Source organism: Mycobacterium sp. IEC1808, from assembly GCF_002101935.1.
Classification (GTDB): Bacteria; Actinomycetota; Actinomycetes; order Mycobacteriales; family Mycobacteriaceae; genus Mycobacterium.
Genome location: NZ_LQPV01000006.1, coordinates 155,379 through 180,025, shown reverse-complemented (window position 1 = coordinate 180,025; position 24,647 = coordinate 155,379). Strand labels below are relative to the sequence as shown.

At 67.0% G+C, this 24,647-nt stretch carries 24 protein-coding genes and 1 pseudogene; 9 read left to right on the top strand and 16 right to left on the bottom strand.

Translation table 11 applies throughout. The features are described from left to right. Positions 1–19: 19 nt before the first annotated feature. The 5 genes and pseudogenes from AWB92_RS04335 to AWB92_RS04315 all read right to left on the bottom strand — a co-directional run bounded on the left by AWB92_RS04335 (position 20) and on the right by AWB92_RS04315 (position 6,514). Positions 20–1,324, bottom strand: a complete 1,305-nt coding sequence (locus AWB92_RS04335) for an LLM class flavin-dependent oxidoreductase (RefSeq protein WP_085184212.1) — start codon at positions 1,322–1,324, stop codon at positions 20–22. 3 nt (positions 1,325–1,327) lie between these two features. Next, a pseudogene (locus tag AWB92_RS04330) lies at positions 1,328–3,080 on the bottom strand (FAD-binding protein). After that, entirely contained in the window at positions 3,077–3,994 is a 918-nt protein-coding gene (locus AWB92_RS04325) for a 3-carboxyethylcatechol 2,3-dioxygenase (RefSeq protein ID WP_241523357.1), read from the bottom strand. The pseudogene AWB92_RS04330 and the gene AWB92_RS04325 overlap by 4 nt, the downstream one beginning before the upstream one ends. After that, entirely contained in the window at positions 3,942–5,651 is a 1,710-nt protein-coding gene (locus AWB92_RS04320) for a bifunctional 3-(3-hydroxy-phenyl)propionate/3-hydroxycinnamic acid hydroxylase (protein WP_085184209.1), read from the bottom strand. Before AWB92_RS04320 ends, AWB92_RS04325 begins: the two co-directional genes overlap by 53 nt. Further along, entirely contained in the window at positions 5,651–6,514 is an 864-nt protein-coding gene (locus AWB92_RS04315; protein ID WP_085184208.1) for an alpha/beta hydrolase, read from the bottom strand. Before AWB92_RS04315 ends, AWB92_RS04320 begins: the two co-directional genes overlap by 1 nt. A 128-nt stretch (positions 6,515–6,642) precedes the next feature. Between AWB92_RS04315 and AWB92_RS04310 the strand changes: the two genes are divergently transcribed. Both AWB92_RS04310 and AWB92_RS04305 read left to right on the top strand, forming a co-directional pair. Continuing rightward, a complete protein-coding gene (locus tag AWB92_RS04310; RefSeq protein WP_085184207.1) occupies positions 6,643–7,308 on the top strand; it encodes a helix-turn-helix domain-containing protein in 666 nt (221 codons plus the stop codon). A 26-nt stretch (positions 7,309–7,334) separates the two neighbouring features. Further along, positions 7,335–8,966, top strand: coding sequence for an FAD-dependent oxidoreductase (locus AWB92_RS04305; RefSeq protein WP_085184206.1), 1,632 nt, complete (start codon positions 7,335–7,337; stop codon positions 8,964–8,966). An 8-nt stretch (positions 8,967–8,974) separates the two neighbouring features. Here AWB92_RS04305 and AWB92_RS04300 read toward each other — a convergent pair whose 3' ends face one another. Then, positions 8,975–10,192, bottom strand: coding sequence for a sensor histidine kinase (locus AWB92_RS04300; RefSeq protein WP_085184354.1), 1,218 nt, complete (start codon positions 10,190–10,192; stop codon positions 8,975–8,977). Positions 10,193–10,312: 120 nt separating this feature from the next. On the opposite strand from AWB92_RS04300, the gene AWB92_RS04295 reads away from it, so the two are divergent. Together AWB92_RS04295 and AWB92_RS04290 are read left to right on the top strand one after the other, a co-directional pair. Then, a complete protein-coding gene (locus tag AWB92_RS04295) occupies positions 10,313–10,966 on the top strand; it encodes a response regulator transcription factor (RefSeq protein ID WP_085184205.1) in 654 nt (217 codons plus the stop codon). 11 nt (positions 10,967–10,977) lie between these two features. After that, positions 10,978–11,931 (top strand): membrane dipeptidase, encoded by a 954-nt coding sequence (locus AWB92_RS04290; protein WP_085184204.1) that lies wholly within the window; start codon positions 10,978–10,980, stop codon positions 11,929–11,931. Here the strand turns inward: AWB92_RS04290 and AWB92_RS04285 are convergent. From AWB92_RS04285 to AWB92_RS04270, 4 genes are all read right to left on the bottom strand, one after another. Beyond that, positions 11,928–12,302, bottom strand: a complete 375-nt coding sequence (locus tag AWB92_RS04285) for a limonene-1,2-epoxide hydrolase family protein (RefSeq protein ID WP_085184203.1) — start codon at positions 12,300–12,302, stop codon at positions 11,928–11,930. The two genes, AWB92_RS04290 and AWB92_RS04285, sit on opposite strands and share 4 nt — an antisense overlap. Before the next feature lie 48 nt (positions 12,303–12,350). Continuing rightward, positions 12,351–13,229: a methylmalonyl Co-A mutase-associated GTPase MeaB gene (meaB, locus tag AWB92_RS04280; protein ID WP_085184202.1), complete on the bottom strand. Its 879-nt coding sequence runs from the start codon at positions 13,227–13,229 to the stop codon at positions 12,351–12,353. A gap of 7 nt (positions 13,230–13,236) precedes the next feature. Then, entirely contained in the window at positions 13,237–14,376 is a 1,140-nt protein-coding gene (locus AWB92_RS04275) for a thiolase family protein (protein ID WP_085184353.1), read from the bottom strand. Between the two features lie 102 nt (positions 14,377–14,478). Next, positions 14,479–14,997, bottom strand: coding sequence for a phenolic acid decarboxylase (locus tag AWB92_RS04270; RefSeq protein WP_085184201.1), 519 nt, complete (start codon positions 14,995–14,997; stop codon positions 14,479–14,481). 142 nt (positions 14,998–15,139) lie between these two features. Between AWB92_RS04270 and AWB92_RS04265 the strand changes: the two genes are divergently transcribed. After that, positions 15,140–15,373 (top strand): hypothetical protein, encoded by a 234-nt coding sequence (locus AWB92_RS04265; protein WP_085184200.1) that lies wholly within the window; start codon positions 15,140–15,142, stop codon positions 15,371–15,373. An 85-nt stretch (positions 15,374–15,458) separates the two neighbouring features. Further along, on the top strand, positions 15,459–16,349 hold the full coding sequence (locus AWB92_RS04260) for a proline iminopeptidase-family hydrolase (protein ID WP_085184199.1): 891 nt from the start codon (positions 15,459–15,461) through the stop codon (positions 16,347–16,349). 57 nt (positions 16,350–16,406) lie between these two features. Here AWB92_RS04260 and AWB92_RS04255 read toward each other — a convergent pair whose 3' ends face one another. Genes AWB92_RS04255 through AWB92_RS04240 form a run of 4 tightly spaced genes read right to left on the bottom strand, consistent with a single transcriptional unit; the run spans position 16,407 to position 20,545 of the window. After that, positions 16,407–17,174: an enoyl-CoA hydratase/isomerase family protein gene (locus AWB92_RS04255; protein WP_085184198.1), complete on the bottom strand. Its 768-nt coding sequence runs from the start codon at positions 17,172–17,174 to the stop codon at positions 16,407–16,409. Next, positions 17,175–18,272 (bottom strand): acyl-CoA dehydrogenase family protein, encoded by a 1,098-nt coding sequence (locus AWB92_RS04250; RefSeq protein WP_068179144.1) that lies wholly within the window; start codon positions 18,270–18,272, stop codon positions 17,175–17,177. After that, positions 18,259–19,164 carry an acyl-CoA dehydrogenase family protein gene (locus AWB92_RS04245; protein ID WP_085184352.1) on the bottom strand — a complete coding sequence of 302 codons (906 nt, stop codon included), beginning with the start codon at positions 19,162–19,164 and terminating at the stop codon, positions 18,259–18,261. Before AWB92_RS04245 ends, AWB92_RS04250 begins: the two co-directional genes overlap by 14 nt. Continuing rightward, complete coding sequence (locus AWB92_RS04240; protein WP_085184197.1) at positions 19,142–20,545, bottom strand: class I adenylate-forming enzyme family protein; 1,404 nt, start codon at positions 20,543–20,545, stop codon at positions 19,142–19,144. Before AWB92_RS04240 ends, AWB92_RS04245 begins: the two co-directional genes overlap by 23 nt. Before the next feature lie 86 nt (positions 20,546–20,631). On the opposite strand from AWB92_RS04240, the gene AWB92_RS04235 reads away from it, so the two are divergent. The 3 genes from AWB92_RS04235 to AWB92_RS04225 are packed head-to-tail and all read left to right on the top strand — an operon-like array spanning position 20,632 to position 22,601. Continuing rightward, positions 20,632–20,991: a 2Fe-2S iron-sulfur cluster-binding protein gene (locus AWB92_RS04235; protein WP_241523356.1), complete on the top strand. Its 360-nt coding sequence runs from the start codon at positions 20,632–20,634 to the stop codon at positions 20,989–20,991. Positions 20,992–21,010: 19 nt separating this feature from the next. After that, positions 21,011–21,325, top strand: a complete 315-nt coding sequence (locus tag AWB92_RS04230) for a DUF4286 family protein (RefSeq protein WP_085184195.1) — start codon at positions 21,011–21,013, stop codon at positions 21,323–21,325. A 13-nt stretch (positions 21,326–21,338) separates the two neighbouring features. Further along, complete coding sequence (locus AWB92_RS04225) at positions 21,339–22,601, top strand: amidohydrolase family protein (RefSeq protein ID WP_085184194.1); 1,263 nt, start codon at positions 21,339–21,341, stop codon at positions 22,599–22,601. Between the two features lie 88 nt (positions 22,602–22,689). Here the strand turns inward: AWB92_RS04225 and AWB92_RS04220 are convergent, their stop codons facing one another. Both AWB92_RS04220 and AWB92_RS04215 read right to left on the bottom strand, forming a co-directional pair. After that, positions 22,690–23,613: an LLM class flavin-dependent oxidoreductase gene (locus tag AWB92_RS04220; protein WP_085184193.1), complete on the bottom strand. Its 924-nt coding sequence runs from the start codon at positions 23,611–23,613 to the stop codon at positions 22,690–22,692. After that, positions 23,610–24,503, bottom strand: a complete 894-nt coding sequence (locus AWB92_RS04215) for an SDR family oxidoreductase (protein WP_085184192.1) — start codon at positions 24,501–24,503, stop codon at positions 23,610–23,612. The genes AWB92_RS04220 and AWB92_RS04215 overlap by 4 nt, the downstream gene beginning before the upstream one ends. Positions 24,504–24,647: the final 144 nt, after the last annotated feature.

Genomic DNA, 24,647 nt, shown 5'->3' with positions numbered 1-24,647 from the left:
GCTCAATCCGCTTCCGGCGTCACTTGCCCTTCTCTTGCTCCTTAGCGCGTCGCGCGGCCTGGACGCGGCCTTCGTTGATCTCCGCCATGGCCTCGGGGATCTCGCTGGCGGTGAACTTGTCACGGCCGGTGGGCAGGCCGCCGAACGCGTACGTTTCGTCGAACAGCGGTGCCGTCGACTTCGGCCGCCGCGCCTCCACCTTCTCGATGACGGGCTCGAGCCGTTTGGCCTTGTCGGCCACCGCCTTTGCGTCTCGCTCGATGAACTCGGGAAGCACCTCTTTGCCCATCAGCTCGATGGATTCCATGGTGCCCTCGTGGCTGCGCGGGTTGAGCAGCAGGATGATCTCGTCGACGCCGCTCTGCTCGTAACCGCGCAGGAATTCGCGCACGGTGTCCGGGGAGCCGATCGCGCCGCGTCCGGGGCCGTAGGCCAGCGTCGGGTCCTTCTCGACCTCTTCGAGGTACCGTTTCCACACCCCGGTCCGGCCGGGGACGTGCATCCCGGTCAGGTAGTAGTGCATGATCCCGAACGAGAAGAATCCACCGCCCTGCCCCAGTCGCTGCAGGGCCTCCTCTTCCGTCTTGGCGACCATCATCGACAGGTCGCCACCGATGGCCAGAATGTTCGCGTTGATTTGTGGCGTGATGGGCACGCCGCTCTCCTCGAATTCCTTGTAGTAGCCGTTGACCCGGTCGGTCAGCGGCCCGGGACCCGTGTACGCGAAGCTCAGTGCCCCGATGCACTTTTGGGCGGCCATCTGTACGCTCGCCGGCCGCGTGCAGGCCACCCAGACCGGCGGATGCGGCTTTTGCAGCGGCTTGGGAATGACGTTGCGGGGCGGCATCTGGATTTGCTCGCCCTTGAAACCGGTGAACGGCTCCTCGATCATGCATCGGATCGAAACCTCGAGGGCCTCCTCCCACTGGGCGCGCTTGTCGGCGGGGTCGACATCGAACCCGCCGAGTTCGCCGACGGAGGAACCCTCCCCGGTGCCGAACTCGACGCGCCCGTTGGAGAGCAGGTCGAGGGTCGCAATGCGTTCGGCCACCCGCGCGGGGTGATTGACCGCGGGCAGCAGGTGCATGATCCCGAACCCGAGCCGGATGTTCTTGGTCCGCTGGCTGGCCGCGGCCAGGAAGATCTCCGGCGCGGTGGAATGGCAGTACTCCTCGAGGAAGTGATGCTCGGTGAGCCAGACCGTCGAGAACCCCGCCTTGTCGGCGGCCTCCACCTCGTCCAGGCAGTCCTGCAACAGGACGTGTTCGTCGTCCGGTGCCCACGGACGCGGCAGGGCGAACTCGTAGAACAGCGAAATTTTCATTGATTACCTCCCATATGAGTTAAGGGGTCTGTTTGTCAGGCTGGGCCGCAAGGTGTTTGGCGGCGACGTAGCCGAACGTCATAGCCGGGCCGATGGTCGCCCCGGCACCGGCATAGCTGCGGCCCATGACCGGGGCGGACGTGTTGCCCACCGCGTAGAGCCCCGGCACCACGGTGCCGTCGGGCCGCAGCACGCGGGCATGTTCGTCGACACGCAGGCCACCCGAGGTACCCAGGTCGCCCAGGACGATTCGGAATGCGTAGTACGGCGGCTTGCCCAACGGATACAGGTTCGGGTTGGGCAAGGTCGGATCGCCGTAGTAATTGTCGTAGACGCTGTCGCCGCGGTTGAAATCGTCGTCGTGGCCTTTGCGCGCGAGTTCGTTGAAGCGGCTTGCGGTTTCGGAAAGTTGACGTGGCGGTACTCCTATCTTGGCGGCCATTTCGTCCCACGTCATGGCCGCTTTGACCACGCCCGATTCCAGCCAGGCGGCGGGAACGTTACGGCCGGTGGGTACCGGCGCGCCAGGGATCTTCGGGATCGGGAGATGGCCGCCGATGACATAGCGATTCCACGAACGGTGATCGGTGATGAGCCAGCACGGGATGTGGGTCACCCCCGACCTCTGGCCGTCGATCATGGCGTGGCCGAAGTCCATGTAGGGCGCCGCCTCGTTGATGAAGCGTTTCCCGTCGCCGTTGACGATGAACTGTGCGGGCATCATCCGCTCGTTGAGCATGAATTGCATTCGGCCGTCCGGCCATTGGATCGCGGGGAACCACCACGCCTCGTCCAGTAGTTCGGTTGCGGCGCCGACCTTCTCGCCCGCGCGGATGCCGTCGCCCATGGCGGCGGGGTTGCCGAAGCTCCAATCCTGCTCGATGACCGGCAGCTGTTCCTTGCGCCAGGCGAGGTCGTGGTCGAAGCCGCCCGAAGCCAGGATGACCCCCCGCCGCGCGCCGACCCGCTGGGTGGCGCCGTCGCGCTCCACCACGACCCCGGTCACCGCGCCGCTCGCGTCGGTGAGCAATTCGACCATCGGCGAGTCCAGCCACAGCGGGACACCGCGTTCCCGCATCGCCAGCCTGAGCCGGGCGGCCAACGACTGGCCGATCGCCGCCATCCGCTCACCGAACACTCTGGCCCGGACCATCCGCGCAATCAGCTTCAACAGCACGCCCTTGCCGGCCCAGGACTGTCTGATCCGGTAGAAGGTCCGAAGCTCCTTGGGGCCCAGCCAGATTCCCTTCGGCGCGAGCGCCAACGGCGCCAGCAGCTTTTGCTCGTCGGGGCCCAGTCGGCGCAGGTCGATGGGCGGCACATTGATCGTGCTGCCAAGCTCGGAGCCGCCGGGCAGCTCCGGGTAGTAATCGGCATACCCCGGCTTCCAGACAAACTCGAACCAGCCGGAAAGGTTCTCCAGGAACTCTAGCATTCTCGGCGCCGAATCGACGTACTGGCGTATCCGTGCCTCGTCGACCAGACCGTCGGTGATCTGCCGGAGGTACTCGACCACCCCTTCGGGCGGCGGGGCGTAGCCCTCCCTGCGCTGCGCCGGTGCTCCGGGAACCCAGATGCCCCCGCCCGAAAGGGCGGTGGAGCCACCGAAGTGGGAGGACTTCTCCACCACCAGGGCGTCCAGCCCCGACGCGTGCGCGGTCAGCGCCGCGGTCATGCCGCCGCCGCCCGAGCCGACGACGAGCACCTCGACGATGTGGTCGAAGACGTCCGGGGCGCCGGGCAACGAAGAAGTCATTGCGGCACTGCCGTCCGGATGGCGAAACCTGCGATCAGTTCGGGAGCCGGTTTGTAGTACTGCAACGTCGTCCGGTACGCCCCGACGGCCTCCAGGGCCGCAAACGCCGCCACCCACGTCCTGATCTCCTGGGCGGAGCTGCCGCCCTCGCGGGCGATAAACGAGTTCGACCATTGATCGAGCTCGGAAAGCCTTCCGCTGTCGATGATCTCGAGGAATCGGTGGTCCCACGCCGGGTTGAGCGGTTGGAGAGCACTCTCGCCGGCCGCGAACGTCTTGGCCGCGTCGATCACGGCGAGCTGCCGGGCCTGCCGCTGCTCCGGCGTCATCGGTCGGCCATGCACGATCCGCTCCAGCACTGGGGCGGCCGCGGTCGCCAGCGTCGGCACCGGTGGGCTGTGGGAGAGTCCCCCCGACCCCAACAGCAGCACCCGCTTGTCCAAGGTGGCCAGGTAGTTGCCCACCGCGGTGCCCAGCGCCCGGCACCGGTGCAGCGGCCCCAGCGGTGCGGCGACCGCGTTGAGGAAAATCGGGATCACCGGGCGCGCAGTCGCGTTGCCGAAGAGCTTTTCCAGCGGCTGCACGGTGCCATGATCGACGTCCATGCTGGCCGACACCGCCACGTCGACCCCGGCGCCCAGAACAGCGTTGGCGCATTCGTTGGCAAGGTCTTCCGGGACGTCCAGCGGCCCGGCGTAGGTGCCGTAGTCCCCGACGCCGTTGGCGCTGGTGCCGATGCAGAACGGCGGCATCACCTTGTAGAAGAACCCGTTGTAGTGGTCCGGGGAGAAGGTCACGACGACATCGGGCCGGTAGTCCGCCACGAAGTCTCGTGCCTTCGCGATCGCGCCTTCGATGTCGTCAAGCAGGTCCCGCGACGGCCCCGGAAGATTCAGCAGTGGGCTGTGCGACATACAGCACAGAGCCAGTGTCACTTGGCAATTCACCCCCTCCCGGCTTGAGAGCGAGCGCGTCGAAGAGGCGGGCGCTCAGCTCGGGCGCGCGCTGGGCGATGCATGCACCGGCGATGCACCGGTCTGGCCGCAGGAACAACACCGATTCCCGATGGGTGTCGAACCACGCCTTCAGCCCGCCGTTGCGGTCCCCGACGATCACGACGTCAGGGTCGTCATGCCCATCCCAGTGCAGTTGGGTCAGCGGGCGTACCGCAAAGAACTTCGCGCCCAAGGCTTTCCAACTCTCGAACGCCTCGCCCCCGAGAATCTTGCGCGGGTTGTTGTTCCAGCACACCACGGCCAGCCAGTTGCCCAGCACGTCGTCCAGCAACACATCCTGTTTGGTACGGGTGTCGACCCGGGGCTGGATGAACAGCGTGCCGACCGGCGGGTCGGCCCGGCCGGGCTCCGTGTGCACGACGGCCCCCTGGTCGTAACGCGGCATCGGCTTGAACCGCATCTCCAGCACATACCGCTTGAGCGAAGGCACAATTGACGCCGAGCGCACCAGGACATCGCGGAGACCGGCCACCCGGCGGTTGGTCGGGGAGATCGCGCGGCCGACCATTGTGGACAGGTCGATCATCGCCCGCGCGTGCTTGCGGCGCTCGATGTCGTAGGTATCCAGCAGTGCGTCGTCGGCCAGGCCGCGCACCACCGCGGCGAGCTTCCAGCCCAGGTTGAACGCGTCGCGAATCCCGCTGTTGTAGCCCTGCCCCTGCCATACCGGCATCAGGTGTGCGGCGTCCCCGGCCAACAGCAGCCGGCCCGAACGGAACGCGCCGGCGATCCGCGAGTGATGGGTATAGACGCGACGCCGGATCACGTCGACCTGGTCGGGGTGTGGCACCATCCGCGACAGCATCTGCCGCAGAAACGCCGGATCCTCGGCCTGCTCGTCGGACTCGTCGGCGTGAATCATGAACTCGAAGCGGCGAATTCCGTGCGCGATCGAGATCGACGCGTAGGGGCGTTCGGGGTCGGCTCCCACCTCACTGTTCGGGTGGCCGAGCGGATCGTTGGCGACGTCGACCACCAGCCAGCGCGTCGAGGAGGTCGTGCCGTCGAACGACACGCCCATCATGCGCCGGGTCATGCTGCGGCCGCCGTCGCAGCCGACGACGTAGCGGGCCCGCGTCGTGGATGCGCCGCCGTCGCCGCCTAGCTCGACGGTGACCGCGTCGCCGTCCTGCCGGCAGGCCGTCATGGGGCGTTCCCACCGCACCTCGACGTGGGGGAACCTGTCCAGACCGCGCAGCAATTCGGCGTCGACGAGCGGCTGCACGAACCCGTTGCGCTTCGGCCAGCCGAACCGCGCATCGGGCGGTGCCATTTCGGCGAGCACGCGACGCTTGGCGTCGACGAAGCGAAGGATCTGGTTCGGGACGGTGTGCGGCAGGATGCGGTCGACCAGGCCGATCGACTGGAAGGTGCGCAGCCCCTCGTCGTCCAGCCCGACTCCGCGTGGATAGTCGATGAGCGTGTCCCGTTCGTCGACCACCAGCGTGCGGACGCCTTGCAGGCCAAGGATATTGGCGAGCGTCAGCCCCACCGGGCCGGCACCGACGACGAGGACCTCGGCGTCGACCGGTGCGTCCCGCTCCACGGCGACCATCACCGGCCCAGCAGGAAGTCGAGATGCAGGCGGTTGAAGGTCTTGGCGTCCTCGTACTGTGGCCAGTGACCGCAGCCGGGCATCAGCTCGAAGCGCGCGTTGGGAATCATCGACGCGATGCGCTGGCCCTCGGTCACGTCGGCGGTCGGGTCATCACTGGTCCACAGCACCAGCGTCGGCGCCGTGATCGAGCCGTATTCGTCCGGGGAGATGATGTTGCGGGCCCGGATCTCGGGATCCTGCAGCGCCATGATGTCGCGCATGGCGTCGACGAATCCCGGTTGGCGGTATACCCGTTGGCGGCTGGCGACCAGGTCGTCGTAGTCCTTGGACTTGTCGGCCATCAGCCATTTGATCCGCGCCTGCACCGTCTCCCAGGTCGGGTTCTCGGCGGCCGCCATCGACAGCGTGATGATCCGCTGCATCACCGCCGGATCGGCCTGCGAGCCGCCGGCGGTGTTGAGGACCAGTCGGTCGACCGCGTCGGGATGGTCGATGGCGGCGCGCGCCGCCACCCAGCCGCCGAGGGATTCACCGCTCAGGCTGGCGCGATCGATCCCGATGGCGCGCAGCACCTCCAGCAAGTGGTCGACGTAGTGGCCGACCTCCAGTGGGTGACCCGGTTTGTCGGTGTAGCCGTGGCCCAGCATGTCGATGGACCACGTCCAGAAATGCTCGGCGTGCGCCGCCAGGTTCCGAACGTATGCCTCCGCGTGGCCACCCGATCCGTGCAGGAACACCAGCACCGGCTTGCCCGAATCCCCGGCGCGCAGGTAGCGGGTGCGCACTCCCCCGGCATGGAGGTAGCCCTGCGAAAACGCGACACCCTGGAGATCGCTCCATATGCTCTCGAATTCCGCCACGGTTCCTCTCACGCCTGCTGGTAGTGGGAAATTTCGTTCTCGTCTTTGGCCTATGCCGTGTGCTAATATCGCACACTGATGTGCGCTATCTATAGAGCTTCGCTCTCCCACGAGGGTCTGTCAAGGTCATGACCGGCTCCCAGACGCTGGCCAGGGGGCTCACGGCGCTGCAGCTGGTCGCCGATTCCCCGAACGGGCTCACCATGCAGCAACTGGCCGACCAGCTCGGGGTGCATCGCACCATCGCCTATCGACTGCTTGGCACGCTCACCGACTTTCGGTTGGTGGCCAAGGGAGAAGACGGGCGTTACCGGCCCGCGGCCGGCCTGGCGGTGCTCGGCGCGTCGTTCGATCGCAACGTAAGACAGGTCAGCCTGCCGATCCTGCGCGCGCTGGCGGACGACCTGAGCACCACCGTGTCACTGCTCATCGCCGAGGGCGATCAGCAGGTGGCGGTCGCGGTGATCGTGCCCAGTCATGTCGCCTATCAACTGTCCTTCCACGAGGGCAGTCGATATCCCTTGGACCGCGGCGCCGCGGGAATCGCCTTGCTCGCGAACATGCCGCCGCGCCCGGGCGAGCGAGACCTGGTCGCGAAAACTCGCGAGTGCGGCTGGGTGATCACCTACGGCGAGATCGAACCGAACACCTACGGTTTGGCCGTCCCGGTCAACCGCCCCCCGCCGTCCCCGCCGACGTGCATCAACCTCATCTCGCACCGTGAGGACGTCGTGATGCGCGGCAAGGACGCGGTCATCACCGCCGCAAAGCAGTTGTCGGAGCTGTTGAGCTAGCCACTGAGCCGAAGGGATAACCGTCCATGTCGTGGGACCGTGAAGTCGATGTCGTCGTGCTCGGCACCGGAGGCGCCGGCCTCACCGCCGCGCTGACGGCAGCGGTGGCCGGTGCGTCGGTGGAGGTCTTCGAGAAGGCCCCCACCGTCGGCGGCACCACCGCCGTGTCCGGCGGCGTGGTGTGGATTCCCGCCCATAACCGTTCTCCCGAAGGGGAATTGACGGTCGCGGACGCCTTGCGATACCTGCGCGCACAAGCTCTCGGCGCGATGGACGATGCATTGGTCGAGACGTTCGTGCGGACCGGCCCGGCGATGCTCGACTTCGTCGAGACCAACAGCAGGCTGCGCTTCGAGATCGCCACCGGATTCCCCGACTACCGGCCCGAGTTGCCCGGGGGGCGGCCGGGCGGCGGACGATCGCACATCCCGGCTCCATTCGACCTGAATCGATTGGGCGAGTGGGCAACCCGGATAACGGCGTTTCCGATCGATTTTTCCAACGTGGGATTTGACGCCGAGACGCTGGCGCGGTTGCACGCGTCGCGCTTGGACGCGGCGGCCGACGAACAACCCGGCAAACTGTGCGTCGCCGGCGCCGCCCTGATCGCGGGCCTCCTCAGCGGCGCGCTGGAGGCCGGCGCGACGGTCCGCGTCGGGGCCCGCGCCGAGCAGCTCATCGCCGATGCCGGGGAGATCACCGGAGTCCAGATCGCCTTGCCGGGACAGACCATCCGGGTGCGCGCGCGCCGCGGAGTCATCCTGGGAACCGGCGGCTTCGAATGGGATCCCGTTCTCACCCAAGCATTTCTGCGCGGTCCCATGCACGGCGCCGTCTCCCCGCCGTACAACACCGGGGACGGGCTTCGGATGGCGATGTCTCACGGAGCGGATCTGGCCAACATGGGTGAAGCCTGGTGGGTACCGATCGTCCAGATCCCGGGCGACACCATCGAAGGAAAGCCGCGAAGCCGCAGCGTCCGGCTGGAACGCACCCGACCGCGGAGCATCATCGTCAACTCCGCCGGGCGTCGGTTCGTCAACGAAGCATCCGACTACAACTCGATGGCCGGCGCGTTCCAGTACCTCGACCCGCGCGGCGGGTATGTCAACGACCGCGGATGGATGGTGTTCGACTCGGTCCACCTGCAACGCTATGGCTTCCTGGGTGTCGAACCGGGGCAAGCGGTTCCGGACTGGTTCTGCGAATCCGCGGATCTCGCCGAGCTGGCCGCCAAGACCGGCATCGACGCCGACGGCCTCGCCCGCACCATCGAGAACTGGAACCGGAATGTGGCCGCCGGCGCCGACCCCGACTTCGGCCGCGGCTCCAGCGCGTACGACGGCTACTGGGGAGACGACACGGCCACCACGCTCGCCGGCAAGACGCTCGGCCCGATCGACACCGCACCGTACTACGCCGTGCCGGTGTCCATCGGTGCCATGGGGACCAAGGGCGGCCCGCGCACCGACGCCGACGCCCGGGTGCTGCACGTAGGCGGCGACCCGATACCGGGCCTGTTCGCCGCCGGCAACGCCATGGGCGGTGTGACCGGACGGGCCTATGGCGGTGCGGGTGGAACCATCGGCCCGGCAATGGTTTTCGGGTATCGGGGGGGTCATGCGGCCGCGACCGGGAAATCCGTCGACCTGCAGTAGCGGGTTGGCTACCGCAGCGGTAGCTGCACCCGGACATGGGTGCCCGCGGGTGAGTCGAGGAAGACGAACGTCCCGCCTGCGGCCTCCACCCGGGCCCGATGCGACGCCAAACCGATGTGGCCCTCCCCCAGGCGGCGCGCCATGGCCTCGCCGGTGAGCCCCACCCCGTCGTCCTGAACCTGCAAAACGCATGTTCCGTCGGTGATTCCAATGGTGACCGACGCGTGGCTCGCCCGCGAGTGCCGCACCACATTGGACAGCAATTCGCGCACCGCACCGAAGACCATCGGGTCGATCTCGTTGCGGATCGGGTAGTCGATGTCGGTGGAGACGTCGATGCCCGAGCGCTGCGCGGTGTCGGAGGCCAACTGCTGCACCGCCGCGGCCAGACCGACCTGTTCGAGCACGGCAGGGTGCAACTGAAAAGTTGCCTGCCGCAGTTGCTTCGAAGCGTCCTGGAGCCCGGTCAGCGCGCGTGCGACGCGCGCGTCGCCGGGGAAGGCCGCACCCAGCTCGACGATGTCCTGGCGCACCGCCAGGATGTCTTGCAGCGGCCCGTCGTGAATGGATCCGGCGATCCGGCGGTGCAATAGGTCGGAGGCGGTCATCGTCTGGGCAAGCAACTCCTCGCGCAACGCGCTCAGACCGGCGACCGAGCGGGTGTGCCGCTCTTCGATGCGAACGACCACGAACGCTGTGGCACACAGGAATCCGTACAGCACGAACCGGAAAGCGGCCTGCGCCCACCCGATGTCCTTCACCATCTCCGGGTCTTCGAGCACCGCGAGTGCGAACCCACCCATCGAAAACGCCAGCACCACCCCGGCGCGGCGCGAGGACACGTCGAGACCGACCAGGATCGGCAGCATCGTCATGATCAGCAGCGGGTAGATCCCATTGGTGGACAACAACTGAAAGACCGTCAAGGTCACTATGTCAATGACGGTGAATGCAAATGGCTCCAATCGGCCCACCTCGGAGAACCGGCCAATCCCGGCCCCGCGGCGGAAAGGGGCAAACGCCAATATCAGCGCGCACAGCGCGGCCACCGCGTACATCACGACCAACACCGTCTGTTGGGCCCATTCGGATCGGTAAGTTCCGATGACCATGGCGAAAACCATCAGCCCCACCACACCGATCCGAAGAACCGATGCGAATCGATACGAACGCAACTGGTGGGCCCTGCGCACCCGATCCAGTTCGACGTCGCGAGTCACCGCCACCAAAACACCGTACGCACGGCGACCGTCCGAATTGTGGTTCTTGCGGCAAATGCGAAATCCGCGCCGTATCGTCGGCTAATTGCGAAAGGCTCCTTTCGGTGAACGGTTAAACTCATCGCCATGGTCGGCTCCGCGGCGGCCGAGAAAGTGCGTGTGGTCGTTGGCGATGACCACCCGCTCTTTCGTGAGGGTGTGGTCCGGGCGCTCTCGTCGAGCGGTTCGGTCAATGTCGTCGGCGAGGCGGACGACGGCCAGGCCGCGCTGGAATTGATCAAGGCCCACCTGCCCGACGTCGCGTTGCTGGACTACAAGATGCCGGGCATGGATGGCGCGCAGGTGGCGGAGGCCGTCCGAAGCAACGACTTGCCGACTCGCGTGTTGCTGATTTCTGCCCACGACGAGCCGGCGATTGTGTACCAGGCGCTGCAGCAGGGCGCCGCCGGGTTCGTGCTGAAGGACTCGACCCGCACCGAAATCGTCAAGGCCGTGCTCGATTGCGCCAATGGTCGCGATGTGGTGGCGCCGTCACTCGTCGGGGGGCTTGCCGGGGAAATCCGCCAGCGCGCGGCGCCAACGGCACCCGTGCTGAGCGAGCGGGAGCGCGAGGTGCTCAGCCGGATCGCGCGCGGTCAAAGCATCCCGGCGATCGCGGGCGAGTTGTACATAGCGCCCTCGACGGTCAAAACCCACGTGCAACGCCTCTACGAGAAGCTCGGCGTCAACGATCGGGCGGCGGCCGTCGCCGAGGCGATGCGCCAGCGCTTGCTCGACTAACGGCATTCGCAATGTCACTTTTGTGGGACCAACACACCTGCCTGCCGTTGCAGACCGGCGCCGAGGTCCACCCGCTGACCCGGTACCGGCGCGACGGCGGCGCGTTCCTGTCGGTCAACGCCGGGTATGCGCCGCATTCCTTCGACGACACGGTGGCGCTGCTGCGGCACTACCGCGCCGCGGTCGAGGCCCACCCGGACCTGGAGTTGGCGGCCAATGTCGCTGAGGTCGACGCGATCAGCCGTGCCGGTCGAATCGCGGTCGCGTTCGACCTGGAAGATTCCGCGCCGCTCGACGGTGACCTCGACAACCTCGCGGCGTTGATGGGCCTCGGTGTGCGCACGCTGCTGCCCACCTACAACCAGGCCAACCGCGCCGGCAGCGGCTGCCTGGACGCCACGGACGGCGGGCTCACCGCGTGGGGCCGTTTACTCGTCTCGGAGATGAACGACGTCGGCGTCGTTCCGGACGGATCGCATTGCAGCGCCCGCACCGGATTGGATATGTGCGAGGTCTCAACGGGCCCAGTCGTTTACAGCCACTCCTGCATGCGCGCGCTCTGGGATCACCCGCGCAACATCACCGACGACCAGGCCCGGGCGTGCGCCGCCACCGGCGGGGTCATCGGAATCACCGGCGTCGGCATTTTCCTGGGGCCCAACACCCCCACGCTCGAGGCGATGACACGGCATCTCGAGTATGCCGTCGAGCTCGTCGGCATCGACCACGTCGGCGTCAGCACCGACTTCTCGTTCGATTTCGCCGATTTCGTCGACGAGGTCGTGCGCAACCCGCACTTGTTCGACGACAGCTACACCCGCTGGGGTCCGATCCAGTGGATGCCGCCCGAGACTTTTCTGGGGCTCGAAGACCATCTGCGTGGTCGCGGATGGAGTGTTGCCGACATCCATGCCGTACTGGGCGGGAACTTCCGTCGAGTTGCCGGCCAGATTTGGGACGCCTAGCTGAACGCGCTGGTGATCGCGCCCATGTCGAAGTAGTCGCGCCACGCGACGATCCGGTCGTCGTGCACCTCGAAGACACCCATCACCGCCAACGGGAACGTCCCGCCATCCTTCCGGCGCATCACGTCAGTGCGCTCGTTCATCACCAACGTGCCGTCGCTGACCTGCCGGTGCACGTTGAAGTCGATGCCGTCGAATGCGGCGAGGAAGCCCGCGATGAATTCCTTGATCGCCTCGCGACCCCGCACCGGATCCATCGGGATGTTGTGGTAGACGGCGTCTTCCGTGAAATACCCCGACAGCTCGTCCGGATCGGGGGACGCCCAGCGTTTGCAGAAGTCGGTCACCAGCTCATCGGCGGAACGTGTCATGAGTTCATGCAACACAGTGACGCTGGGCAAATCAAGACCAACGAGTATCTACTCGGGCGTGGGAGACAACAACTTTTCGGCGGCCGTGTACGGATCGTCGTGACCGTCGACCACCGCCTCCGCGAGCCGGTCGAGACCCGGCTGGGTCCGCAGCCGGGTCTGCGCCATCGACAGGATTTGCGCTCGAGCCCGCGCCAACCGTCGCTGCCGGCTGTCGGTTCGGTGATGGTCTTCGATGGCGGAAACCAGATCGGCGATGCCCTCGCCGCGGGCGGCGATGAGGCTGACGATCGGGGCTTTGGTCTCGGCGCGCAGATCCCGCACGGTCTGTTCGGCGCCCTCCCGGTCGGCCTTGTTCACCGCGACGATGTCGGCAACCTCGAGCACGCCCGCCTTGGCCGCCTGCACCGCGTCCCCCGCGCCCGGATTGAGGATGACGACGGTCGGGTCGGCGACGGCGGCGATTTCGATCTCCGACTGGCCCACTCCCACCGTCTCGAGCAGCACCACGTCATATCCGATGGCACCCAGCAGCCGGATGGCCGCGGGAACCGCGGCGGCCAGCCCCCCGATGTGACCGCGGGTCGCCACCGAACGGATCAGGACGTCGGAGTCGTTGATATGTGCGGTCATTCGGATCCGGTCGCCCAGCAGCGCCCCGCCGCTGAACGGCGACGACGGGTCCACGGCCAGCACGGCCACCCGGCTCCCGCGTTCGCGGTAGGCGCCGACCAGGGCACCGACCGTCGTCGACTTGCCCGCGCCCGGCGGCCCGGTGATGCCGATGACGCGGACGTCGACCGCGGTTGCCGGCCCGATGCTGGCCAGCACCTCGTCCCGCTGGTCGCTTTCGACGAGGCTGAGCAGCCGACCCGCTGCGCGCGGAGATCCGTTGCGCGCTCCCGCAATCAGGTCGGCGATCGTCATGTGCGCATTATGGCGCAGCGACCTCGATGACCGTCGCGGAACCCATTCCACCGCCCGCGCACATGGCCGCCACCGCTATTCCGCCACCGCGGCGGCGCAATTCGTGCACCAATGTGACCAGCATCCGGGCCCCGGTTGCCGCAACCGGGTGTCCCAGCGAGCAGCCGCTACCGTTGACGTTGACCTTCTCGGGGTCCAGGTCGAGCAGCTTGATGGTGGCCACGCACATCGCCGCGAACGCCTCGTTGATTTCGAACAGGTCCACATCCGAGATCGAAAGCCCCGCCCGTGCAAGTGCTTTCGGTATGGCTTCGACGGGCGCCAAACCGGTGATGGCCGGATCGACGCCGACGGACGCCCAGGACCGCACGGTGGCCAGCGCGGGCAGGCCGAGGGCGTCGCTCGCGATGGTCAGCACGGCGGCACCATCGTTGGCGCCGCAGGCGTTGCCCGCGGTGATCGAGAAGCCCTCGATCTCCGGATGCAGCGGCTTGAGCGCGGCGAGCTTCTCCATGGTGGTGTCGCGGCGCGGGTGCTCGTCGACCGAGAACAGCCCGTGTGGCGTCTCGATCGGGACGACCTCTTCCTTGAAGCGCCCCTCGTCGATCGCGGCGATGGCATTGCGGTGCGACCGCAGCGCCCACGCGTCCATCTCCTCGCGACTCACGCCCGCCTTGACCGCGGCGTTCCAGCCCACGGTGATCGACATGTCCATGTTGGGTGCGTCGGGGCGGTCCGGGTGGGTCGGCGGGAACCAGTCGACCCATTCCCCGTCGACCTGTATGCGCGACCGGGGGGACGTGGACGCCGAGTTCACGCCGCCGGCGATGACGAGCTGATCCATCCCGGCGCGCACACTTGCCGCGGCGCCCTGCACCGCCGCCTGACCGGCCGCGCAGTGCCGGTTGTTGGCCAGCCCCGGCACATGCGGCAGGCCCGCCGTGATGGCGGCGTGGCGGGCGACGACTCCGCCGCCGTAGAGGCCCTCGCCCAGGATCACGTCGTCGACCCGCGCGGTGTCGAGATCCCGGGCCGCCTCGCTGACCACGTGGTGGGCGAGATCGAACGCGCTGGTATCGCGCAGCGTCCCCTTGCGGGCGGTGCCGATGGGGGTGCGCAGGGCGGACACGATGACGGCTTCGGGCACGGGTTTCTCCAGTTCGGCGAGCGCAATGCGGACGGAAGCCACCCGCATTTCATGAGAACCATATTCTCTCATTCTGAGAGTACGAGTTGCAACAATGCTCCGTCAGCCGGTGCGGTCGGACCACCCCGGCGGCAGGTTTTCGGGCGCGGTGTCGATCACCGTCTCGTCGTCGGTCCCGACGTACTCGAACAGGGTGATGTAGGCGAATTCGGGGACTTCGTAGATTGGGTAGGTCGGGCCCTGGTCCCGGTAGTCGCGCATCTCGTCGAGATGTTCGTTCTGGAAGCAGACGGTGCGCTCGCCGTGCATGCGGACCCATTGCGGGAAGAAGATCACGCCGTGGATGCGGCGCTTGGCGGGCAGCACGTTGACGGCCACGCAGGTGCCGGTGGGTTCCGTCCAGGAGACTTTGTAGTTGTCGTCGTCCAGTTGGACGAGGTTCACCTGCTGCCCCTTGACCCAGCGGCCGCCCACATGTCCGGAATGGATGCGGTAGTCGATGGTGGTGGCGTTCTTGACGTACATCTCGTACTGCCAGCCGTTGGCGTAGGTGTAGATGAAGCGGTGTCCGACGATTCCCGAAAGGTCTTGCGGGGGGACCGGTTTGGCGACGCTGGTCATTGTCGTCCCTCTTGCGCGGTGGGCTGAGCGATAAAGCTGTCTCGTTGGCGATCCTGCCAGACCGCGGCCCAGGTCGCTTGACGCATATACCCCCTATGGGTATTATTCCGGATGGACGCATTGAACGTTGGGAGGCGACGCAATGACGATGTGGGACGGCGGAAGCGGTTGGGGTTGGTGCGACACATTCACGCACCTGCCGTGGATGGCGACATTGTGGGCCGTCGCCCTCGCCGGTGTCGCCCTTGCGATCGGCTTTGCGATCGGTCAGCGCAATGATCCGGCAGGCATCGGGGCTCAGCCCAAAGGCACGGTGGCACCGCGCATTTCCCGAGACGAAACAGACCACGACGAATTCTGGCGTCGGCTGATGTAGCTGCGCGAAGCCAACGGGCCATGACTTGCCTACACTGCTGGTGAGATAGCGGCTCGACACCCGATCCAGGGGGCTTTGGCTGAGCATGACCGGTGACGCGACATTGCTTGAAGGGACGATCGCGGTTCCCGGCGGCAACGTGTGGTTCAAACGGGTCGGTGGTGGCACTGGTCACCCACTGCTCGTGGTCCACGGAGGCCCCGGGCTGCCACACCAATACTTGAGCTCGCTGCAGCGGTTGGCCGACGAGCGAGAGGTGATCTTCTGGGACCAGCTCGGCTGCGGGAATTCCGACTGTCCGTCCGACCCGGGACTTTGGACGATGGAGCGTTCGGTTGCCGAGATGGACGCCGTGGTAAGGGGCTTGGGGCTGAGCCGCTTCCATATCTTCGGCAACTCGTGGGGTGGAATGCTGGCGCAACAATTTGCGCTCGATGTGCCCTCGGGAGCGACCAGCCTGACGATCTCCAACAGCATCGCGTCGATACCCGAGTTCTCGAACATGGTGGCGCGCTTGAAATCCGAGCTGGACCCGGCAACCCAGTCGGCCATCGACCGTCATGAAGCGGCCGGCACCACCCATGCCGCCGAATACCAGGCCGCCATCCGCACCTGGAATGAAACCTATCTGTGCCGCGTGCGGCCCTGGCCCAGGGACCTCGAGGACGCGTTCCGGACCATGGGAACACAGATCTTCGAGACGATGTTCGGCCCGAGCGACTTTCACATCGTCGGGACCATCCAGAGCTGGGACGTGTTCGACCGGCTACCCGAGATCTCGTTGCCGACCCTGGTCGTCGCGGGCAGATACGACGAATGCGTGCCGGAACACGCATGGGAAATCCACCGGCGCATAACGGGTTCGCGGTTCGAGCTGTTCGAGTCCAGCGCTCACATGCCGTTCATCGAGGAGCCCGAGAAGTTCGACCAGGTCATGCGTGACTTCCTGCGCTCCATCGACTCGTCGCGGGCGTAACCTCACTGCGAAATCCGGTCCGAAATTCGCAGTGTCGTTACGCTCGCGGCTGCCCGATCAGTTCTTGCCGGCGTTCAGCTTGGCGACGATGGATCGGAAGTCGTCGGTGGTGAACGACTGGTGTTCGGCCGAAAGCGCGTAGTCCAGGCTGGCCAGCACCGCGCGCTCCAAGTGAATGTTGAGCACCCGCTTGGTGCTCTCGACCGCCTGCTGGGGCAATTCCAAAATCTTTTTGGCGCAGGCGATTGCCTCGACGACGGGGTCGGCCGCCACGTGGTTGGCCAATCCCAGCTCGACGGCGCGCTGCGCGCTGATGCGGGTTCCGGTCAGCGCGTACTCCTTGGCCAGCAGCAGGCTGATGTGCAGCGGCCAGGTCAGCGGACCGCCGTCGGCTGCCACCAGACCCACCTGCACGTGCGGGTCGGCGAGGAACGCGTTCTCGGCGATGTAGACGATGTCGCTCAGCGCGACCAGGCTGCAGCCGAGGCCGACAGCCGGCCCATTGACGGCGGCCACCACGGGAATTCGGCATCGCGCCATGCCGAGCACGATCTCGCGTCCGTCCCGGATGGTCTTGGCGCGCAGGGCGGCGTCCTGGGACAGCTCTTGGAGGTAGGCGAAATCTCCGCCGGCCGAAAATGCCTTGCCGCTGCCGGTCAGCACCGCCGCGCGCGCCTCGGGATCGTCGGTCAGCCGCTGCCACAGCCGCGCGAGGCCGACGTGCAGATTGTCGTTGACCGCGTTGAGGTCGTCCGGGCGGTTCAACGTGATGATCCGTAACGCCCCGTCGGCGCGGACATCGATTTCGCTTGGCATGTCGTACATTCAGACTCCCAATCCCAGGATCCGCGAGGCGATGATGTTCTTCTGTATCTGTGACGTTCCGCCCATCACGCTCTGCGCGCGACTGTACAGATAGGCGCTGAGCAGGTCCGGATCGCGGGTCCCGGCGACTGCTAGCGCGGCGTGCCCCACCGATTGCTCGACCCAGGTCATCAGCAGCTTGTCGAGCGATCCCTCCGGGCCGTGTGAGACGCCGTCCAGCTGCTCGGACAGGCGCCGCCGGACGTGATGGGTCAGCATTTCCGACTCGACCGCCGCCCACGCGAGCTCTTCGGGAACCGGTCGTTGATCGTTCGAGTTGCGCGCGAACAGGTTTCGGACCAGCTTGCCGTATCGGGCCGCGTAGCCGAGCGTCGAGGGCTCACGCTCGTGTCCGACGACGGTCATGGCAACGGCCCAGCCCTCGCCGGGGGCGCCGACCATCCGGTCCGCGGGCACCGTGGCGCCGTCGAAGAACACCTGGCCGAATTCGTTGGTGACGCCGTTCATCATTCGCAACGGGCGCTGTTGCACGCCAGGCTGTTTCATATTGAGCACGAACGCCGACAGGCCGCGGTGGCGTTTGGCATCGGGATCCGTGCGGGCCAACAGCAGACACCAGTCTGCGACATCGGAGTAGCTGGTCCAAATTTTGTGCCCGTGCACGACATAGGTGTCGCCCTCGAGGGTGGCGGTGGTGGTCAGCGAGGCCAGATCCGAGCCGGCGCCAGGCTCGCTGAAGCCCTGGCACCACCGCTCGGTGCCGTTGATGATGCCGGGCAGGAAGCGCTTCCGCAGCTCGTCACTGCCGTGCCGCCCGATGCCGAAAACCAGATAGCCCACGCTGGGACGGGGCGGAGCGCCGGCGCGCACCAGTTCCTCGTCGACGATGACGTCGTACACGGGTGCCAAGTCCTGGCCGCCGTAGTCACGGGGCCAGGACAGCCCGAAAAAGCCGTTGTCGTAGAGGGCCCGGTGCCAGTCGGCCATGCGTTCCCAGTACTCGTCCCCGGAGCCGGAATACTCCTTGGCGTGCAACGCAAGCCACGACCGCAGGCGCTCCCGGAAGGCGGCTTCGTCGGGCGAATCACGAAAGTCCAAAGTCGATCTCCTTACACGTGACGGGCCACAGTTCGGTCGATGTCAGCGCGCGGCGCAGGTAGACGTGGGCGATGCATTCCCAGGTGTTGCCGATGCCGCCGTGCACCTGAACCGCCGTCTCGCAGACGGTGCGCGTCGCGCGCGCGCAGTAGATCTTGGCGATCTGGGCGGCCCGGATCGCCTCGGGCGGCGCGAGCTCGTCCACCGCCCATGCCGCGTGGCGCAGCACGCTCACCGAACCTTCGATCAGCGCCAGGCTTTCGGCCAACAGGTGTGCGATCGCCTGATAGGAGCCAATGGTTTTGCCGTACTGTTCACGGATTTTCGCGTAGTCGCAGGCGACCGCGTGGGCGCCGCGCGCGATGCCGACCAGGTCCGCGGTCGTGGTGACCAGCGCCAGCGCCCGCCACCGCCCGGCCACGTCGGACGACACCTCACCCAGAGTCGTCGGCGACCCCACCGCGTCGGCCTCGGCACGGGTCAGGTCGGCGCCGGCGCGACCGGCGGCCACGTCGGTGGCCAGGACCGTGGTGCCGGAGAGCGATAGGGCCCGCCGCGCGCCGCGGGCGTCGATCACCCCGCCGTCCACTGCGACGGTCAGACCGCCGCTTTCGGCACCCACGTGACGCGCCAGATCGTCGGCCAGTACCGGCCCCAGGAACGGTGCGTCGACCAATCGGCGCCCGAATTCCTCTGCGACGACCGCCACTTCGACACCGGAGGCACCGTCGGAGCGCAGCGACCGCCACCCCGTCGTTTCAATCTGCTTGTCCAGCCGCGTGATTCGGTTCGAGTCGTCGAGGTCTTCAACGGCTCCGGGTCCGAGATCGTCGGCCAGCTTGGCGGCGGCGTCGCGAAGCTGCTGCTGTTCAGCTGTCAGACGTACATCCATAAGACTCCTTCAGCACTCGGCGCAGCACCTTGCCCGAGGGCAGCCGCGGAATGTCGTCCACGAACACGATGCGGCTCAGGTGTTTGTAGGACGCTAGCTTCTCGTCCACCCGGGCGGTGAGGTCGGACGGGTCGACGGGCGCGCACGGCGCGACGGCGGCGACGATCGCCTCACCGTTGATGCCGTCGGGAACGCCGAACACCGCACAGTCCTTGACGGCCGGGTGGCCGTGTAGCACCGTCTCGATCTCGGCGGGCGCGACCTGGAACCCGCGAACTTTGATCATCTCCTTGAGGCGGTCGGTGATCCGCAGCCAACCGGCGCCGTCGAGCCAGCCGACGTCCCCGGTGCGATACCAGCCGTCGCGGATCGCCTCGGCGGTCGCCTCGGCGGGCAGATAGCCGGCCATCAACGACAGCGATCGCGCCTGGATCTCGCCGACCTCTCCCGGGCCGACGGGCTGGCCGGTCTCCAACGAGACCACGCGCACGTCCACCCCCGGCACCGGGCGGCCAACCGAGTCAAGTCTCGCCCCCTGCAGCGGATTACACGCGATGACAGGCAATTCCGTGGTGCCGTAGGCGGGCACCCAACCGATGCCGGTCCGCCGGGTCACTGTCTCGGCGACGCTGGGGCTGACGGGCGTTGCCCCCCACATGATGAAGCGAAGCGAGGACAGGTCGTAGGTTTCGAGCCCGGGGTGCGAGGCGATCGCCAACGCGATGGGCGCCACCGCCATTTCGACTGTGATGCGGTCTTCCTCGATCGTGTGCAGCATCCGGTCGATGTCGAATCGCGGATGCAGCCGCATCCGGGCGCCGGTCCGCAGCGCGGTGAGGATGTTGAGCAGGCCGAGGATGTGCGACGGCGGCGTGGCGACCTGAATCCGGTCGCGTCCCGTCAGCTGCAGCGCCGCGCGCCAGTGCCCAACCGCCTCCTGTAACGCCGCGTGCGTGTGGCGCACGGCCTTCGGCAGACCGGTGGTGCCGGAACTGAACGCCAGCACCGCGTCGGCGCGCGGCAGCGGTGACCCAGCTATCGGCTCCCCGGGGGTGATCGGTTCGTCCAGGTGAAACATCGGCATCAGGCCGCCCAGCACCGGATGGTCCCCGACGGCGTGGGCGGGGCCGGTGATCGCCAGCGCATGGTCCACCTCGTCGCGCTTCCATGCGGGGCTGATCAGGACCGCGGTGGCGCCCAAGCGCCAGATCGCGAGCAGGGCGGCCACAAACTCGGGCCGGTTCGACGCCATGACCGCCACGCGCTGACCTGCGATGACACCCCGTTTCGTCAAGGTCGCGGCCAGCCCGTCGGCCAACGCGTCGAGCTGCGGCGGACTTAACCGCCGTTCCTCGAACACGAGCGCTGCCGGCTCGGTCACGTCCCGTTCCTTCCAGCAGTCCGAACGCCTTGAGAAGACCCTATCGCTCTGTGAGAATAGTATTCTCTATACTGAAGAATGCAAATATGGGAGGGGCGGTCATGGCGACGGTCACCACGATCATCGAGGAGACTCCACGGGTGACAGATCCCGCATCCGATACCGGCGCCAAGGTCGGCACGGTGACCATTCACCTCGACCGCAAGAAGGCGACGGTCCCGCTGGTCCCCGGCGAAACGCTGTTGGAAAGCGCCCGGCGAGCCGGCCTGGAACCGCCGTTCAGTTGCGAGGCCGGCAATTGCGGCACGTGCATGGCCAGGCTCGAGGAGGGCCACGTGACGATGCGGGTCAACGACGCTCTCGACGACGACGAGGTCGCCGAGGGCTACATTCTGACCTGCCAGGGCGTACCCGACACGGATTCCGTCACGGTGCGCTACGAGTAGCCACAGAGAGGCGGCGGCAATGGCCAAGGGAATCATGTACGTCGAAAGCCGGCCGAGCTCGCCAGACCGCGAGCAGGAGTACAACACCTGGTACGACGAAGTGCATCTGCCCGAACTCCTGGCGCTCGACGGTATCGTCTCGGCACGCCGGTTTCGTCCGGTCGACGGGAATGGCCCATACGTCGCGATCTATGAAATCGAAGGCGACGATCTTCAAGCCGTGTTGGACAACATGATCGCCAACGCCGGCCAGCTGCACATGTCCGATGCCCTGCAGTTGGATCCCGCGCCCGTGCCCCGACTGCTGGAGACGACCGCCGAATGCAGCGGCTAGAGGGACCGATCCGATGAATGTCGATGACCTGATCCTGGTGAGCATCGACGACCACGTTGTCGAGCCGCCGGACATGTTCCTGCGCCACGTGCCCGCCAAATACAAGGACGAGGCGCCAATCGTCATGGTCGACGACAACGGCGTCGACCAGTGGATGTACCAGGGCAGGCCGCAGGGCGTGAGCGGGCTGAACGCCGTGGTGTCGTGGCCGGCCGAGGAATGGGGCCGCGACCCAGCCGGTTTCGCCGAAATGCGACCGGGCGTCTACGACGTTCACGAACGCGTCCGGGACATGAACCGCAACGGCATCCTCGCGTCGATGTGTTTCCCGACCTTCACCGGGTTCTCCGCCCGGCACCTCAACATGACGCGCGAAGACGTCACCCTGGTAATGGTGTCGGCCTACAACGACTGGCACATCGACGAATGGGCCGGCTCCTACCCCGACCGGTTCATCCCGATCGCGATCCTGCCGACCTGGACCCCCGACGGCATGTGCGCCGAGATCCGCCGCGTCGCCGCCAAGGGCTGTCGGGCCGTCACGATGCCGGAACTGCCGCACCTGGAAGGGCTTCCGAGCTATCACGACGACCATTACTGGGGCCCCGTCTTCCGGACGCTGTCCGAAGAAAACGTGGTGATGTGCCTGCACATCGGCACCGGGTTCGGCGCGATCAGCATGGCCCCCGACGCGCCGATCGACAACATGATCATCCTGGCCACCCAGGTCTCGGCGATGTGCGCGCAGGATCTGTTGTGGGGCCCCGCGATGCGCAACTACCCCGAGCTGAAGTTCGCGTTCTCCGAAGGTGGCATCGGTTGGATTCCCTTCTATTTGGACCGCAGCGACCGCCACTACACCAACCAGAAGTGGCTGCGCCGCGATTTCGGCGACAAGCTGCCCAGCGACGTGTTCCGCGAACACTCGCTGGCCTGCTACGTCACCGACAAGACGTCGCTGAAACTGCGCCACGAGATCGGCATCGACATCATCGCGTGGGAGTGCGACTACCCGCACTCGGACTGCTTTTGGCCCGATGCGCCCGAGCAGGTGTTGGCCGAGCTGAACGCCGCCGGCGCCGACGACTCCGACATCGACAAGATCACCTGGGCCAACGCCTGCCGGTTCTTCAGCTGGGATCCGTTCGCCCGCACCCCCCGCGATCAGGCGACGGTTAAAGCACTGCGCGCCAAGGCTTCCGACGTCGACGTTTCCATCCGGTCGCGTGCCGAGTGGGCGCGGCTCTACGCGGAGAAACAGCTCACGTCGCGGTAGCCGACCGCCAATGTGCGGCTGGCCGCACACTCGAACCCGAATGTGCGGCCAGCCGCACGTTCGGGCAGCTGCTCGGTAGCTTCGAGTGTCATGGCACGGCCGGCTCCCCCAGCCCGGCCAGCGCCGGGCCCAGCTCCTCGAGTTGATCGACGGCGGCATTGAATTCGGCGCCGACCGGTGGCAGCAACGTGACGTGGTCTGCTCCGGCGGCCAAGTGTGCGCGGATGCTGCGCGCGATGTTCGCCGGATGACCGTGAGCGACAGCGGAATTGACCAGGCGGTCGCTGACTTCGTCGATGTCGCGCGACGAGTAGCCCAGCCCCGCCAGCCGGGACGCATAGGACGGCACGGCGAGGCTCGCCGACACCGACTCGCGGGCGGCCTGGATGTCGCGAACCACCGACAGGCCGACCACCAAGAGCTTGTCCGGTCCGAGCGCGCTGCGCGCCTGGGCGGTGAACTCGTGCGGTAGCCCGGCCGGCAGCGCCCCGTCGGCGAGATCCCGCGCCAGCGCCAGCATCTTCGGCCCGTTCGCGGCGACGATGCGGGCGTAGGGCGCGTCCGGCGCGGGCGGCCACGTCGGGGCGTTCATCCCTTCCAGGTAGTCGCGCATCGTGCTGAGTGGGCGCCCGAATTCCCGGCCGACGCTCGTCGCCTGCTCCGGATATCCGATCCCGATGCCCAGCACGAGCCGACCCGGATACGCCTGCGCCAGTTGGGCGGCCGCGGCGTGCATGGTCTGCGCGGGCCGCGCCCAGATGTTGGCGATGCAGGTGCCGAACACCATGCGCTCGGTGTCCGCCAGGAGCATGCCGAGTTGCACCAGGGCGTCCTTGCCGATCACCTCGTTGGTCCACACGGCGCGGTATCCGGCCCGCTCCAGCCTGTGCGCGGTCTCGCGCAGCGCGTCGGCGGACGGTGTGTCGGTGAACGAGACGGGCAGACATACGCCCACCGGCCCCAGCGCCTTTCGAGTCGCGTCGACGACCGCGTCAGCCACGGTGTCGCTCACCGTCCGAAGTAGTGGCCAGCATCGAGATCCTCCAGCAGCCCCGGCCCCTCGGGCTTCCAGTCCAGCACCTTGCGGGTCAGCGCATTCGACGTCGGATTGTCCAGTGCGGCGAAGAGCGCAAGGAAGCCGAAATGACCGGCTTCATCCGCTGGGATGCTGACCGTCGGCACCTCGAGGTGGCGGCCGATCACGGCGGCGATATCGCGGAATGGCACGCCCTCGTCGGCCACGCCGTGCAAACGCGTTCCGCCAGGGGCCTTTTCGAGCGCCAGCCGGTACAGGTGCGCGGCGTCCAGGGTGTGGACCCCGGGCCAGCGGTTGGCGCCGTCACCGATGTACGCGGACTTCCCGGTCTCGCGGGCGGTGGCGATGAGGTGGTGCGCGAAGCCGTGGTGGTCGAGATCGCTGTGAACCAACGGCGAGAGCCGGATCACGGAGGAGCGCACCCCGCGGTTGGCCAGCGCGATCACCGCGTTCTCGGAGTCGACGCGCGGTCCACCTTCGAGCGTGTCCTGTTCCGTGGCCGGACCGCCCTGCCCCAACAGCGACAGGAGCAGGGTGCCCGAGGTACTGACAAAGGGCCGGTCGGACCCGACGAGCACCTCGCCAATCGCCTGCACGGCGCGCAGGTCGGTGTCAGCGGCGCCCGCGAAATCGTCGAAATCGTGTTTGAAGGCCAGGTGGATGACACCGTCCGCCGCCGCGGCGGCGGACTGTAGACCGTCGAGGTCGTCGAGGTCGCCCCGGTGCACCCGCACACCTTTGACCTCGAGCGCCGCGGCGGACTCGTCGGAGCGGGCAAGCCCGGTGACCTGGTATCCCGCCTGCATGAGTTCGTTGACGACGGCCGAACCGATGTGTCCGCTCGCGCCCGTCACAAAGACCCGCATGGATGATCCTTTCGTTGCACCGTATTCGCGACTTCCAGTCAATGGGCGTCCCGCCCCGGATGTCCAAGACCTGTTCCATATGGCGCGATACCGAATTGGCATCGCCGCATTTGAGCGCCCTTTTCGCAAGATTCGAGCCCGACC